The 14,454-nt window shown below is 45.2% G+C and carries 13 protein-coding genes; 6 read left to right on the top strand and 7 right to left on the bottom strand.

The genetic code is table 11. The features are described 5' to 3' along the window. Nucleotides 1–176: 176 nt before the first annotated feature. The gene (gene dnaG, locus QT994_RS01725) at nt 177–2,195 is read right to left on the bottom strand and encodes a DNA primase (protein WP_333171298.1); all 2,019 of its coding nucleotides are present in this window, start codon (nt 2,193–2,195) and stop codon (nt 177–179) included. A gap of 224 nt (nt 2,196–2,419) precedes the next feature. Here dnaG and QT994_RS01720 point away from each other — a divergent pair, with 224 nt between their 5' ends. From QT994_RS01720 to QT994_RS01710, 3 genes are all read left to right on the top strand, one after another. Continuing rightward, nucleotides 2,420–3,355 (top strand): NAD-dependent epimerase/dehydratase family protein, encoded by a 936-nt coding sequence (locus QT994_RS01720; RefSeq protein ID WP_333171296.1) that lies wholly within the window; start codon nt 2,420–2,422, stop codon nt 3,353–3,355. Nucleotides 3,356–3,415: 60 nt separating this feature from the next. Continuing rightward, nucleotides 3,416–4,342 (top strand): Rpn family recombination-promoting nuclease/putative transposase, encoded by a 927-nt coding sequence (locus QT994_RS01715; RefSeq protein ID WP_333171294.1) that lies wholly within the window; start codon nt 3,416–3,418, stop codon nt 4,340–4,342. A gap of 75 nt (nt 4,343–4,417) precedes the next feature. Continuing rightward, the gene (locus tag QT994_RS01710) at nt 4,418–6,559 is read left to right on the top strand and encodes a tetratricopeptide repeat protein (RefSeq protein WP_333171291.1); all 2,142 of its coding nucleotides are present in this window, start codon (nt 4,418–4,420) and stop codon (nt 6,557–6,559) included. Nucleotides 6,560–6,638: 79 nt separating this feature from the next. On the opposite strand, the gene QT994_RS01705 is transcribed toward QT994_RS01710, so the two are convergent. Together QT994_RS01705 and QT994_RS01700 are read right to left on the bottom strand one after the other, a co-directional pair. Beyond that, on the bottom strand, nt 6,639–7,376 hold the full coding sequence (locus QT994_RS01705; RefSeq protein WP_333171289.1) for a hypothetical protein: 738 nt from the start codon (nt 7,374–7,376) through the stop codon (nt 6,639–6,641). Further along, on the bottom strand, nt 7,373–7,699 hold the full coding sequence (locus tag QT994_RS01700) for an MgPME-cyclase complex family protein (RefSeq protein WP_242715806.1): 327 nt from the start codon (nt 7,697–7,699) through the stop codon (nt 7,373–7,375). The genes QT994_RS01705 and QT994_RS01700 overlap by 4 nt, the downstream gene beginning before the upstream one ends. Nucleotides 7,700–7,813: 114 nt before the next feature. On the opposite strand from QT994_RS01700, the gene QT994_RS01695 reads away from it, so the two are divergent. Next, nucleotides 7,814–8,020, top strand: coding sequence for a hypothetical protein (locus tag QT994_RS01695; RefSeq protein ID WP_333171287.1), 207 nt, complete (start codon nt 7,814–7,816; stop codon nt 8,018–8,020). Nucleotides 8,021–8,403: 383 nt separating this feature from the next. Further along, nucleotides 8,404–9,612, top strand: a complete 1,209-nt coding sequence (locus QT994_RS01690) for a glycosyltransferase (protein WP_333171285.1) — start codon at nt 8,404–8,406, stop codon at nt 9,610–9,612. Between the two features lie 252 nt (nt 9,613–9,864). On the opposite strand, the gene QT994_RS01685 is transcribed toward QT994_RS01690, so the two are convergent. From QT994_RS01685 to QT994_RS01675, 3 genes are all read right to left on the bottom strand, one after another. Beyond that, complete coding sequence (locus QT994_RS01685; RefSeq protein WP_333171283.1) at nt 9,865–10,773, bottom strand: MoxR family ATPase; 909 nt, start codon at nt 10,771–10,773, stop codon at nt 9,865–9,867. A 170-nt stretch (nt 10,774–10,943) separates the two neighbouring features. Next, a complete protein-coding gene (locus tag QT994_RS01680) occupies nt 10,944–12,158 on the bottom strand; it encodes a bifunctional riboflavin kinase/FAD synthetase (RefSeq protein ID WP_333171281.1) in 1,215 nt (404 codons plus the stop codon). A gap of 240 nt (nt 12,159–12,398) precedes the next feature. After that, entirely contained in the window at nt 12,399–13,301 is a 903-nt protein-coding gene (locus QT994_RS01675; protein WP_333044337.1) for an MBL fold metallo-hydrolase, read from the bottom strand. A 265-nt stretch (nt 13,302–13,566) separates the two neighbouring features. On the opposite strand from QT994_RS01675, the gene QT994_RS01670 reads away from it, so the two are divergent. Beyond that, complete coding sequence (locus QT994_RS01670; RefSeq protein ID WP_333171278.1) at nt 13,567–13,716, top strand: hypothetical protein; 150 nt, start codon at nt 13,567–13,569, stop codon at nt 13,714–13,716. Between the two features lie 187 nt (nt 13,717–13,903). Here QT994_RS01670 and QT994_RS01665 read toward each other — a convergent pair whose 3' ends face one another. Next, nucleotides 13,904–14,167 (bottom strand): hypothetical protein, encoded by a 264-nt coding sequence (locus QT994_RS01665; RefSeq protein ID WP_333171276.1) that lies wholly within the window; start codon nt 14,165–14,167, stop codon nt 13,904–13,906. Nucleotides 14,168–14,454: the final 287 nt, after the last annotated feature.

Below are 14,454 nucleotides of genomic sequence, written 5' to 3'. Positions count from 1 at the left end.
CCCCATGGTTGCCCCGAAACAGCCCTGGCTTCCAACCTATAGCAAGTCTATTTGAGTCATGAATGTAGACCAACCTGAAACGCTTGTGATGATTGAATAGATTGTTTACAAATCAAATGGTTTTGCTATATATCGAACGAGTCATCTCCAATCTAAAATCTAAAATTTAAAAGGTATTAGCCCCAAGGCACGGATGTTAAATCGTAAAAATTAACTTGACGCAGCCGCTCTAATTCCTTGAGCCATTCTTGTTCGGCACAGAATAGTTGGTGATATTCTATAGCCTCTTCGCCACTGCTAGCGGCTTTGGCTTTTTCCCACATATTGAGTGCAATCCGGCGGCGCTTCATGCTGATAATTTGCTCGATACAGGCGAGGGCAGATCTAATTACTAGAGGTGCGCGATAAACGTTTCTTTCTGAAAACTCGTTTAAGTGAAATAAATGCGAGATTTGATTGAGTTGATTCGGATATTCAATGAAGCTATCTTGCAATTTCAATATTAACTCAGCAGGCGCTACTTGTAAAGACATTTTGTGCAATATTTCTGCATTCACAATCTGATGCCACAAAAATCTGTGGTGAGAAAGGCTAAACTGCACGTCTCTAGCTTCTATTGCTTCTCTGACATCTTGACGGTATTCGGGACAATGCAAATAAATCTGCAATAATTGCGCTTCTGCTTCTTCTAAAAGACTGCGGGCTACGGCAGATAAGCTGGATTGTGAGCTTTTATTTTCGCCGCTTGCACGCTGCTTTTTATATTGTTTGTTCGGCTTAAGCTTGTTTCTAATTAACAGGGGCATTGTTAAAGATTCGTCTTGACTTTGCCGCTTTGCCCAATCGCTGCCTACTTGATTGAGCAAGTTCTCTGCGAGCATTTTGGTGAGTCTATAATCTCCTTTGCTGAGAATTTCGGCGCACTTTTGCAGGTAATGTGCTAGCTGATTGTCGTCAGTGATATTGGTTAATAAATTAATGATTTTTTTTGTGACTTGCTGGGAAGTATCGGCTTGCTTCAAATCTTGATTGACGAGCATTTGTTGCAGTTGCCAGTCGAGCCACAAGGGAGCATTTTCCAGCAATTCTTGATATTGTTCTGGGGAGTATGTTTTGAGGTATTCGTCGGCATCTTTGCCGTCGGGAATGTTGAGCACCCGCAGTTGCACTTCTCCTTGATAAGCGAGTTTTTCTATTTCTCCAATAGCGCGTTCTGCTGCTTGAGTTCCTGCTTTGTCGGCGTCGAAGTTGAGGATAATTTGTTTGGAGTCAGTGTAGCGTAATAACTGCCGCACTTGGTTTAAACTTAAGGCTGTGCCGAGGGAAGCGACGGCGTTGGAGATGCCGGCGGCGTGAAGTGCGATCGCATCAAAGTACCCCTCTACAACCACTGCGCGATCGGCTTTGCTAATGGCTGTTTTCGCTGTATCTAAAGCAAATAAAGTCTTGCCTTTATCGAATAGTTCTGTTTCGGGAGAATTGAGGTATTTCGGCTGTTCGTCGCCGAGAGCTCTGCCGCCAAAACCGATGACTCTGCCTTGGGTATCGCGAATGGGGATCATAATGCGATTGCGGAAGCGATCGTAATAACCACTACCACCATTTTTTCGGGGTACAATTAATCCCGCTTGTTCTACTAATTGCGCCGGATAGTTTTTCTGTTCTACTAAATAACTGTAAAGTGCTTCCCAACCTTGGGGAGCATAACCTAATTGAAATTGTTGGATAGTTTCTTCGCTTAGCTGGCGCTCTGATTTGAGATATGCTAAGGGTTCTTCTCCTTGGGTTTGCCGTAAAGCGTGTTCGTAAAAGTTGGCTGTTAGTGCTGAGATTTCATAGAGTTGTTCCCGCAGAGAAATTTGCCGCTGCAATTCTTGTCGGTGTTCTGGTTCGACTGTTTTGACTGGGACTTGATAATTTTTAGCTAATTCTAATACTACTTCGCTGAAAGGGCGTTTCTCCAATTCCATGAGAAACTTAAAAGCATTGCCGCCTGCACCGCAGCCGAAACAATAATACATTTGTTTGCCGGGACTGACAGTAAAGCTGGGAGATTTTTCGTCGTGAAAGGGACACAAACCTACGAATTCTTTCCCACGTTTTCGCAACACGACGCGACCGGAAATAACGTCTACTATGTCGGCTCTTTGTTTGACTTCTTCGATTGTTTCTGGATGCAGCCGGGGAACTTGCATAGGGCTATTTTAGGCAACTTGAAATTATGTTGATTGTGAGCGATCGCACTTTAGTAAAGCACAAAAATGACTTTCAGGGCTTGTACACAAAAACTCAAGCGTTCCTGTTTTTTGTACCATGGCTGATCGCAGTTAATATGTGTTTTATTAAAAAAACAGGTTTTTCCGTAAGGCATAACTTTATTGTAAGATATTTACACTAACTGTAAAGAGCATCGAAAATAATGCGAATTTTAATGATGGGCGGTACTCGGTTTATCGGGGTTTATCTTACTAAGATTTTAGCAGCACAAGGGCATGAAGTGGTGTTGTTTAACCGGGGCAACAAGCCTGTACCGGTTTCGGGGGTAAAACAGATTCAGGGCGATCGCACAAATGTCGAACAATTGAAAGAAAAGTTATCGACGGTCGAGTTTGACGCGGTTTTTGACAACAACGGCCGCGAACTCAGCGATACAAAGCCTTTAGCTGAAATATTTAAAGGGCGGGTGCAGCACTTTGTTTACATGAGCTCTGCGGGGGTTTATTTGAAGTCGGATCAAATGCCTCATATGGAAGGGGACGCTACTGATCCTAAAAGCCGGCATTTGGGTAAATGCGAAACCGAAAATTACTTGGCCGAGTCCGGTTTGCCTTGGACTTCGATTCGCCCGACTTACATTTACGGCCCGCAAAATTATAACGATTTAGAGGCTTGGTTTTTCGATCGCATTGCGCGCGATCGACCGATTCCGATTCCCGGTAACGGAATGCACTTCACGCAGTTGGGGCACTGTCAGGATTTGGCTAAAGCAATGGCGGCGGTTTTGGGCAACTCTAGGGCGATCGGGCAAATTTACAACGTTTCGGGCGATCGATTTGTCACCTTTGACGGTTTAGCCCGCGCCTGCATTCAAGCCGCAGGCAAATCCCCTGATGCTATTAAGATTGTACACTACGATCCGAAACAATTTGACTTCGGCAAAAAGAAAGCTTTTCCGATGAGATTGCAGCACTTTTTCGCTTCAGTTAATAAAGCTGTCACCGAGCTTAACTGGCATCCCGAATTTGACTTGGTTTCGGGGCTAAAAGATTCATTCCAGAATGATTATCTAATTTCGGGACGGGACAAAGCCGAGATAGATTTTTCAGTCGATGACGAGATTTTGAAAGCCGTTTAAAGTAAAATTAAAGTATGGTGTGCAGCGCGCACCATACCAATGTTTAGGGAGAAAAATAACATGAGATTTATCAACCCCAAAATTGATTTTGCATTCAAGAAAATATTTGGTTCTGCCCAGAGTAACGACATTTTGATTAGTTTCTTGAATGCCATACTCTATGAAGGCAGATCCATCATTGAAAGCTTAGAAATCCTTGACCCTTATCTTGCCCCTCAAATAGCCGGAGTTAAAAACAGCTACTTAGATGTCAAAGCGCTACTTAACGATGGCACATTTGTGATTATCGAAATGCAAGTTTTGAAGGTGCAGGCATTTGGGAAGCGAGTTTTGTACAATGCAGCAAAAACTTATGCACTGCAATTAACCAGGGGAGAATTATACCAGCAATTGCGACCTGTAATTGCTTTGACTATCACAGATTTTGAAATGTTTAGCGGGCATCAAGATGTAATTTCGCATTTTGTCTTCAAAGAAAGAACTCGCCTGTCTGATTATCTACAGAATGACATTGAGTTAGTATTTGTAGAGTTGCCCAAATTTAAGAAAGAATTGGAACAACTAGAAAATATTACGGACAAGTGGATTTACTTTATCAAAACCACTGGCACTTTGAATGAAGTACCTCAAACAATGGCTACAGTTCCGCAAATTCAGAAAGCTTTTGAAATTGCCAACGAAGTTAGTTTGACACAGGATGAATTGAACACGTTACAGCAGCAAGAGTTCTTTGCTCAAGATCAGGAAAATTCAGTGGCTGTAGGTCGAGAAGAAGGCAGACAAGAAGGCAGACAAGAAGGCAGACAAGAAGCACAAATAGAGTTAATTAGGATTTCGCTGAATCGCCTTTTAGGTCAACTAAACCCCGATATAGAAAGGCGCATTCAGCAGTTATCGAGCGACAAATTAGAAAATTTAGTAAACGCCCTATGGGGTTTTTCAAACTTGGAAGAGTTGAGTGATTGGTTGGAAGATAATTCTCAATAAGTTGATAACGCACCCTACCAGTTAAATAAAAGTAAGGTGCGTAGTTCACAGAGTAAGAAATATTAGGTAAATCTCATGCTTGGAATCACACTCAGCAGTCGCTACAGTATTATCCGTCACTTGGGAGGCGGCGGATTTGCTCAAACTTACTTAGCTGAAGATAAGCAGCTACCAGGAAACCACCTCTGCGTCGTCAAGCAGCTTAAACCTCAAGCAACAGATCCCGAAACTCTACAGGTAGCTAGACGTTTATTTGATACCGAAGCACAAGTTTTGTACAAGTTGGGAAATCACGATCGCATTCCCCGACTTTTTGCTTTTTTTGAAGAGAATCAAGAGTTTTATCTAGTTCAAGAATTTATAGAAGGCCACGATTTAAGTCAAGAAATTATACCAGCCCCAACCCCCCCTTACCCAGGGTGGGCTGGGGCTGGTTCCCCTTACCCAGGAGGAACTGCGGGAGTCATGCAGGAAGATGCAGTCATTGGTATATTGCAGGAACTTCTCGAAATTTTAGACTTTGTACACCAGCAAAATGTGATTCACCGCGATGTCAATCCCCGCAATATCCTCCGCAGAGATAGAGACGGAAAATTAGTTTTAATTGACTTCGGCGCAGTCAAAGAAATTACTACTCAAATCACCAATCCTCAGCCCAAGAATAGCTTGAGTGTCAGCATCGGTACTCCCGGTTATATGCCCAGCGAACAAGCTCACGGCAACCCGAAACTCAGCAGCGATATCTATGCCGCAGGTACGATCGCAATTCAGTGCCTCACTGGCATAAACCCTCACCAAATGCCAAAAAACTCCGAGACAGAGGAAATTATTTGGCAGGACAAAACATCAGTCAGTCCTGAATTTGCGAAGATTTTAGATAAGATGGTAAAGTACGATTTTCGGCAACGTTATTCTAGTGCAGGCGAAACGCTGCAAGCTATTAAAGAATTGAAAAATTCTTTCAGCGGTACAGTTCCTGTATTGCCTCCGGTTGCTGCTGCGAAGAAGCAGCTGAAATCCCGAAAAAAACTGTATTTAAAAATATTGTCGATCGCCAGTTTAATTAGCATCAGTATTATAGCATTAATTTATGGTGTAAATACTTTTAATGCAGCAAATGCAACTGACTTGTACAACCGAGGCAATACTCTTTACAATTTAAACCGATTTGAAGAAGCTCTGGCCGCTTACGAGCGAGCAATAAATCTCAGGCCCGACTACGCGGAAGTGTGGCAGGAAAAAGCCAAAACTTTATATGAATTGAAAAAATATCGAGAATCGCAGTCAGCTTATGATAAAGCCATAGAATTAAAGCCGGAATACTTGGAAGCTTGGACGGGACGCGGTTATGCTTTGGAGAAGTTGCAACAGTCTCAAGATGCGATCGCATCTTTTGATAACGCTTTGAAAATCCAGCCCGACTATGCCGCAGCGTGGGAAGGCAGAGGCGATGTTCTATTAGATTCGCAGCGGTACGAAGAAGCGATCGCATCCTACGAAAAAGCTGTACAATTTCAGTCCAATTTGTACCATTCTTGGTACAATCGGGGACAAGCTTACCAAAAATTAAAACAGTACGATCGATCTGTAGAATCCTATGAAAAAGCACTTGAAATCAAATTCGATAATTATGAAGCTTGGTACAATTTAGGCAATATATTCCTAGAGTTAAACAAAAATCAAGAAGCTTTTGAAGCCTACGAAAAAGCCGTGCGGTTTCAGCCTAACTTTTATCAAGCGTGGTACAGTCAAGGCATTGCTTTACTAAAAATGCGGAGGCATGAAGAAGCGGTAGAAGCTTACGAAAAAGCTGTTAAATTAAAACCGGATTATTATCAAGCTTGGTATAATTTAGGCTGGTCTTACCACGAATTGCATAGGTACGAACAAGCAATTGAGTATTACAGCAGAGCCTTAGATTTAAACCCGAAAGAATATCAAGCGTGGTACAATAGAGGAAATGCTCAGTACAATTTAAAGCGGTACGAAGATGCGCTAGTCTCTTACAATGAAGCCGTTTATGTCAAGCCTGACTACTCGGAAGCTTGGTACAGCCGCGGCAATGCACTGGTGGCGGTAAAAAGATACGAAGATGCGATCGCCTCCTATGACAAAGCAATTCGCTACAAACCGGATTACGGAGCGGCAATGGAAGCAAAAAAGCGGGCACAAAGTCAGCTAGGAAGCAGCCCGCTAGAACCCCAACAACAACAATAATTGTTATTAGTCCCCCTATGCTAGGACTTTGGGTGTAGTAGTAATTTCACGAACCCAATAATTGTGGGTAGGTTATCTTTTAGCGAACAGCGGGAGCAATTACGGTAACTCGTCGGCTGTCTACTAACATCGGCCAAAAACCTCGATCGCTCAATGCTTTTACGGCAGCAGTAGCGGCGTTTTGATCCGTTGTATAAGCGACGAATAAAAAGGGACGCTGGCCGTAGGAAGCTAAGCCTACTTGCGTGCCTAATGCTTGCCTGACTTGGGCGGCTAATTCCGGTTGGTTGAAGTAATCTACTAACACTGCATAACCAGAACCCAGGGGTCGGGGATTGAAGGCAAGATTGCCGCTGGGAGAATTGGTGATTGGTTCAGAACCTGGTGCTGGCTGAGGGTTGTAGACTGGCAAATTTTGGGGTAGTGCCGCTGCGGGCGATCGTACTACGTAAGCTTGCAATCCGACAACATCTTCGATGTATTTAACCCAATCGCTGGCGATTTGCGAGTCCCGAAAGCCACCAACTCGCGTCACCGTGTCATTGATGTACTGACAAACTGTGTTGTTAGTATTTCCAGGGAAAGAGCGTTTTGCTCTTTCTTGCTGTTCGGGTGTTCTGGTGACAATTAACAGTAGATATTCGTCGGACTGTGGCGGTTGGCAGCTCGACTGAGCTTTAACAGAACTCGATAAAATTGTCAAGACTAAAAGGGCGATCGAAGTAGCAGAAAATAGGGGGAGAGACAAAAGAAATTTGTACAATTTACCCCTAATTGTTGTTAGTTGTTTCGTCGGATATTTGGCTACTTTCTTCATGCTGTCTGTAGGGATGCGAGGGCATCGGGAATAGTTGGTGATGGTGCTTGAAATTCACCTGTCAGTACATATTCTAATCGCAGTTTCAACCAAGTGATAAAGACAGGATCGATGGAAATAATAGCCGCGGCTGGCTGAGGGCATTTTGCTTTAACTTCTGCCATTGTCGGTGCTTCTAGGAAAGCGGGCTGTTTGACCAACCAGAAGTCTATTTCTTTTTCTTGTTCGTTGTAGTTGCGAGTTCTTTCTTTAAACACTTCATCTAGGGCTTCTTCTTCTAGTAAAAAGCGTTGGCTGGCTAAAACGTAGTAGTATGTTTGCATTTTTGTCGGTTGTTAGAGGTTGAGGGTTCGCGGTTAATGCCGCCTGTACCGACCAGTTTTGCTGGTCAGGGGCGGGTTTGCCGAGTTGCGGTCGTTGAAGAGTTCTAGACTCTTGTGCCGTTTACTTTACCTTATTTGCTGTCATCTTGGGTAGATGCAGAGCAAGTCGCCTCGGAAAAATCTTTGGTGGTGAGTGTTGGGGGAGTTGTGAGAGTTGCGAGAGTTGCTGGTTTTTTGGGGATGTGGGCGATTATTTTTCGGGCTGGTGATTTTCGGGAAAATTTACCTGACAATAGGAAATTAGATGGAATTGCAGGTTGAATAATTACCAATTATTGAGGCAATCTGGGGGCTGTTAAACTTGATTGAGAGTGGTTTGCATATGAAAATACTTCAGACAGTTTTTGATGGCGAACCCTAAAAAAAGGCTTTCATGGTGATAAAGGTACTCGCGGGAAAATCAAAGGTTTGTGACTACTACCTAAAAATAGTCCTTACTATTGTATTGAAATGAAAAATGTGTAGATTGATTTGCTCTGACCGAAATAGCCATCGGCCCGCTGTCACTTCCGCCATTCCACCAAAAGCGATCGCCCTCCACCCATGCTCAAATAAGCTCAACAAATCAGCTAAATTTGTTGGCCAGGGAATGCAGCCAAAGGCTAAACTAATCTAAGCTTTACCATAAAATTTTCTCCCCGTTCATGAACATCGCTTATTTAGTCAACCAATATCCCAAAGTCAGCCACAGCTTTGTCCGCAGAGAAGTGCTAGCCGTTGAAAATTGCGGCCTGAAAGTCGCACGTTATTCGATCCGATCCTGCGAGTCAGAACTCGTTGATGAGGCCGACAAACTAGAGCAAGAATTGACTAAAGTAATCTTAGGAGTTGGTGTACAGGGGTTAGCGTGGGCTTTGCTGCGCGTTGTCGCAACTAGACCCATTCGATTCATCGAAGCTGTGCGGTTAATGTTCAAAGTTGGCTGGCACTCGGAACGGGGGATTTTGCTGCATCTAGCTTATTTAGCAGAAGCTTGCATTCTTTTAAATTGGTTTGCAGAATCCGGTACAGCACACGTTCACGCTCACTTCGGGACAAATTCGACAACAGTCGCAATGCTGTGCCGCGTGCTTGGCGGCCCGACTTACAGTTTCACCGTTCACGGCCCTGAAGAATTCGATAAAGCAACACTTCTTTCCTTAGACGAAAAAATTAAGCGATCGACCTTTGTAGCGGCAGTCAGTTCCTTCGGTAAAAGTCAGCTTTTTCGGTGGTGCGATCGCACTTTTTGGTCAAAAATTCACGTCATACACTGCGGCGTAGATGCTGCATTTTTAGCTGCACCCTATGTTCCCATACCCGCAGCACCCCGCTTAGCTTGCATTGGCCGACTCAGCGAACAAAAAGGTCATTTGTTATTGCTAGAAGCTGCTAACTTGCTAGCAGTTCAAGGCTTGCAGTTTAAGTTGGTACTGGTAGGAGACGGGCCACTGCGATCGGATATTGAAAAGCAGATTCAGCAACTCGGCCTGCAAAATCATATAGAAATTACCGGCTGGGCCAGCGGCGATCGAGTTCAGCAAGAGATTTTAGCTTCACGGGCAATGGTATTGCCGAGTTTTGCTGAAGGTTTGCCCGTCGTAATTATGGAAGCCCTCGCTCTTAATCGGCCCGTAATTAGCACTTATGTTGCTGGCATCCCGGAACTCGTAGAACCCGGTGTTTGCGGTTGGTTAGTTCCTCCCGGTTCCGCAGAAGCATTAGCGGTAGCGATGCGCGCAGTATTGGAAGCACCTTTAGAAAAACTAGAACAAATGGGGAAAACAGGAGCCGAGAGAGTTGCTCAACAACACAATGTTGATTTAGAGGCAAAAAAATTAGTCGCGCTGTTTGAGAGTGCTATTAAGCCGTGATTAAAAAAGTAGTAAGGCTATGCTGTTTCCCTACCCCACAATAATCATTAGCCCCCCTCGGATGTAACCATCGCCTGATTAATTTTTGGGAAACGACCAGGCGCCGTGTCGTGATTGTGGGTAATATTAATTCCCCTGCCACCGGATTTGATATAAAAAGGGCGGGCAAATACGCACCCCAAAAAAATTTATTCTTTGTGGAACAGGCATCTTGCCTGTTCCTTTAATTAAAGCAACCTATTTACAGACTTTTTAAGGAATAGGAACAGACCGCAATAATCGATCAACAATTGCCTTAGCCCTCCTTCCGCCCGCCGGAATCAAACGGTGAGACAGTACGTGCGGCGCCACATACTTAACATCATCATCAGTAGCAAAATCCCGCCCCGAAATAAACGCCAAAGCCTGGGACGCCCGGTGCAAAGCCACCGCACCCCGGGGACTCACCCCCAGAGTAATCTCCTCATCTTCCCGCGTCGATCGCACCAAATCTACAATATACTGTTTCAAAGAGCCTTCCACCTTCACAGCAGCGCACAAACGACGCAATTCCTGTACTTCTTCCAAAGAAATACAAGGCTGCAAATCTTCAACAGCAAAACTATCAGAAAGCCGTTCCAACATTTGCAACTCTTCCAAAGCAGCGGGATAGCCCAAAGTCAACGACAAAGTAAACCGATCCATCTGCGCTTCCGGTAGCGGAAAAGTGCCTTGATATTCGATCGGGTTCTGAGTCGCAATCACAAAAAACGGCGCCGGAACATTCCGAGAAACTCCATCTACTGTCACCTGCTTTTCTTCCATCACTTCCAGCAAAGCTGACTGAGTTCGCGGCGTCGCCCGATTGATTTCATCGGCAAGCAAAACATTAGCAAAAACAGGGCCTGGCAAAAACTCAAACTTCCCACTGCTAGGATTCCAAATATTAGTACCCGTGATATCCGTTGGCAACAAATCGGGAGTGCACTGAATCCGCTGAAACTTCCCATCGATCGATCGCGCCAAAGACTTCGCCAGCAGCGTTTTTCCCACACCCGGCACGTCTTCCAGCAGCGCGTGTCCGCCCGAAAGCACGGCTACCAGCACCAAGCGAATAGCATCGGCTTTGCCAACAATAGTCTTGCCTAGATTTTGTTTTAGCCTTTCAATATTTTGTCTCATATCCCTGATTTCTAATTGTTAATTGCTAGTCGCTAATTGTCGATCAAACATCCAATTGTCAAAATCTTGAGTCTTTGCCTGGCGAACTTCGTATTTGTCCAACTAGAATTTAGTCTGACTCATCTTGCACCATTTTTAAAACCGATCGCCCGTTCTAGATCACATAATTATTAGACTTTAGCAGTTAAGAGACTTCTAGCAATATCGCAATCTGCCTGAATTTGAGTTTTGAGAGCATCCAGAGAAGCGAATTTTTGTTCGGGTCGCAAAAACTCTACTAAACTCGCGCTCAAGGTTTGACCGTACAAATCCCCAGACCAATCTAACAGGTGAATTTCCACAGTGGGTTGCAGCCCGTCTACAGTCGGGCGGCAGCCAACATTCATCACCCCATTGACAAAAGATAAATTTGATGCTGTGCCGGGAATTAGAGATTTGGGATTTTCCTGTTGATAGGAAGAACTTTCCTCTTTCATCTTTTCCCATCCATGCTTCAGCGAGACTCGCACCGCATACACGCCATAACGTGGCAAAAATTTTTCCGGCGGCAATTCGATATTAGCAGTAGGAAATCCGATCGTCCTACCCAGTCGCTGTCCGCCAACCACAGTCCCGACTAAACTGTAAGGTCGCCCCAGTAACTGATTCGCTCTTGTGAGGTCGCCGGATGCCAGACCTTCGCGGATTGCAGAACTGCTGATCCGATCGCCCTCACCGCAATTGTGCAGGGGTACAAGACCAACATCAATACCGTAACCAGAGGCGATCGACTGCAAATCCACAGCCGTCCCAGCGCGTCCCCGTCCAAACCGAAAATCAACTCCCACACTAATTCGACTCGCTTTTAGTTGTCGCACCAAAATTTCCTCGACAAACTCACAAGCAGTCAAAGCCGCCAATTCTCGATCAAACGGCAGCAGCACAAGTTGCTCGACGCCCATTGCGGCGAGCAATTCTACCTTTTCTGCCAGAGGTGTTAGCAGTTTTTTCGGTTGACCCGTAAAAAATTCTTGCGGGTGAGGATTGAATGTCACCACAGTGCCGTAAAGTCGATCGACCCCATCAGAATCGATCCCAGAGAGGCTGTTGCCCTCTGCCCTGGGGCCGATCAAACCCTCGAAATTATGGCTGCTGCCGGCTCGATCGGGCGGTGCTGCTGAGTCGTTGTAGCAGGTCGCCGGAGGTTCGCTTTCCAAATTTTCATCTCTGCCAACGTTGGAGCGCAAGTTTTGCCCCGACGCAATAACCGTCGCAGAATTTTGCCCAGGCGATCGATTTAAAATTGGCTGCACGACTTGTCGATGCCCTAGGTGCAAACCATCAAAGTTTCCCAAGGCAACAGAAGTTGGAGTCAGAGCAGCGGTACAAGAAGAAGTTACCCACACGCTTAAAATTTTGACATACTTAGCCAGGTTGCGATCGCCAGTCGATTTTAGATTTTAGATTTTAGATTTTAGAATTGACTCCCCAGATTAATCTGAGAGGTTCAACTAGGATCTAAACTTTTTGGTGTTCCACGACAGGAGTACGTGGCACGGTATCCGTCTTTGAGTGAGGTCAGCCCTTGCTTAAATGTCAGATTTCACAGATCAAGATTTCAGAACCATCTGACAATCTCAAATCCATCAGACATGAACTTGAGGCGCTTGCACCGACGCTTCAGACAAATCGTTATCAGGAGGCAGCAATTGTAACGACAAACCTTCCCGCGCCATCAAACTATTCGGGAATCTTTGAGCCACTTGTTCTCCTACCTTGTCTAAAAACTCGTCATTGTGCAGGGGGTCGTGGTGAAAAATCACCAACTTTTTGACATTAGCAGCCTTTGCCACCTTCACCGCTTCCTGCCAAGTCGAATGTCCCCAGCCGACCTTGCTGCTCTTCTCCGAATAATACTCCTCATCGGTATAAGTAGCGTCGTAGATCAGTACCTCAGCATCCTGAGCCAAATGCAGCACATTTTCGTCTAAACGATCGGGAAAATGTTCGGTATCAGTCACGTAAGCAGCCGAATACCCCCGCCAGTTGACGCGGTAGCCTATAGCTTCCCCCGGATGGTTCAACAAAGCAGTTTCCACCTTAATCTCTCCGAGTTCCAGCGGTTGGCCCACTTCTATATCGTTAAATTTCAGGTCTGCCCCCATAATTTGCAGGGGCACCGGAAAATTGGGGTGCAACATCTGGTCGTGGAGGCGTTGCTGGATAGTAGCCTTATTAGGAGCAATAGCCCCATAGATGTGAAAGCAGTTCCCAGGAATAAAAGCTGGGACAAAAAATGGGAATCCTTGAATGTGATCCCAGTGAGAGTGAGTAAAAAACATATGAGCTTTTACGGGCATCTGGGACAGGAGAGTTTGTCCCAAAACCCGCAATCCAGTACCACCATCGAAAATTAGGCGACTGTCACCTACTCGCATTTCTACACAGGGCGTGTTGCCCCCGTAACGTACTGTTTCTGCCCCGGGAGACGCTATGCTACCTCTAACGCCCCAGAAGTGAACCGTGAATTGGTTTTGCATACTAGACATGGGTTTTCTTGCAAGATTGTTCCGGCGAGTTATGGGTAAGGTGTTTACATATTACTAAGGGCTTTACCATCAAACCCAACTTCTTTGACGATCGAGTTCCCCACTTGTTGGAAGTGCCAAGAGTCTCGCTCATCGCGAGAATGCAAAACTGTTGGGCTTGACAACTGAGTAATAAATTACAACGTAGACTAATCAAGTCTCGATCGTAACTCTTCTTTTCCTCTATTCACTAGCCTAACCTCCGCAGACACACTTTGGGGCAGCAGTGCTGTCTGAGTTTGGTCAAAAGCCGCTGTTTTTCCAGCCTCCGCACTTGCCGAACACGATCGCGCGGTCGGTTGTTTGCCTTACTGCTTTACGGGTTGGAACGCGGATGATGGCTTTGGTGCTATCTAGTCCGGTCGATCGACCATAATATGCTAGGTGACGGGGCAGCTTTACGCCGATATCTGGCTGATCTTGCGGATCATCGGGTGTGAACGCGCCTCTACAAAAAAGATGGTTAATTTACCCGACTTGAGATGCTCCCGCCATTGAACCCCTGCCCATGAGCATCAGGGACTCCTTTTTACCAGAACCCGGTTTAATTAACTCAACTCCCATTAATTCAAAAATCTTAGCAGTTTAGGAATGCTCCTGCTATTAATTATCAGCCAATATTGTCTGGATTCTCTGCCGGCTTCGAGGCTGCGGTTCGTCCAGCTAGCGGTCAAGCTGAACCCAGCCTCATCTGACACCGGGGTAGCAGCGACATCCCCAGCCAGCAGGCAAAAGGCTAAATTTTCGTCGGCATTTCTTGGCGGATGAATTGAATCACTTAAAATTCCCCTATTTTCTGAAATTAAAAAATTTCGTTTTTTTGCCATCAGCTTAACTTCGATCGACCTTCTGTCTCAAGAGTGATGCAAAAATATTTGTTATTAACCTGTTGTGCTTTTCTCAAAAATCTTCAAGAGCCCTATTTTGGGTAATGATTTCTCGGAATTCGGCGCCGTTGCGGTACTCGCCACGGTTTTAAATTTCCGGTATCATAGAGCCTAAGACTCTTGTTTACCGAAAAACAGGGTCTAAAGCCCCGTCCTTATAGGACGGCTTTAATTTAGCCAAAACTGTGAATTAGTCTTTATATCCATCCCAGCGACGTAAATGTTAG

Origin of the sequence: Microcoleus sp. S13_B4, assembly GCF_036700885.1 — a bacterium.
In the GTDB taxonomy this organism is placed as follows: Bacteria; Cyanobacteriota; Cyanobacteriia; order Cyanobacteriales; family Microcoleaceae; genus Microcoleus.
This window is presented reverse-complemented; position numbering and strand designations above follow the sequence as displayed.

Bases quoted from the DNA above. Each gene is read 5' to 3' on its own strand.
- dnaG (WP_333171298.1), bottom strand. From the start codon at position 2,195: ATGCAAGTTCCCCGGCTGCATCCAGAAACAATCGAAGAAGTCAAACAA.
- QT994_RS01720 (WP_333171296.1), top strand. From the start codon at position 2,420: ATGCGAATTTTAATGATGGGCGGTACTCGGTTTATCGGGGTTTATCTT.
- QT994_RS01715 (WP_333171294.1), top strand. From the start codon at position 3,416: ATGAGATTTATCAACCCCAAAATTGATTTTGCATTCAAGAAAATATTT.
- QT994_RS01710 (WP_333171291.1), top strand. From the start codon at position 4,418: ATGCTTGGAATCACACTCAGCAGTCGCTACAGTATTATCCGTCACTTG.
- QT994_RS01705 (WP_333171289.1), bottom strand. From the start codon at position 7,376: ATGAAGAAAGTAGCCAAATATCCGACGAAACAACTAACAACAATTAGG.
- QT994_RS01700 (WP_242715806.1), bottom strand. From the start codon at position 7,699: ATGCAAACATACTACTACGTTTTAGCCAGCCAACGCTTTTTACTAGAA.
- QT994_RS01690 (WP_333171285.1), top strand. From the start codon at position 8,404: ATGAACATCGCTTATTTAGTCAACCAATATCCCAAAGTCAGCCACAGC.
- QT994_RS01685 (WP_333171283.1), bottom strand. From the start codon at position 10,773: ATGAGACAAAATATTGAAAGGCTAAAACAAAATCTAGGCAAGACTATT.
- QT994_RS01675 (WP_333044337.1), bottom strand. From the start codon at position 13,301: ATGTCTAGTATGCAAAACCAATTCACGGTTCACTTCTGGGGCGTTAGA.
- QT994_RS01665 (WP_333171276.1), bottom strand. From the start codon at position 14,167: ATGGCAAAAAAACGAAATTTTTTAATTTCAGAAAATAGGGGAATTTTA.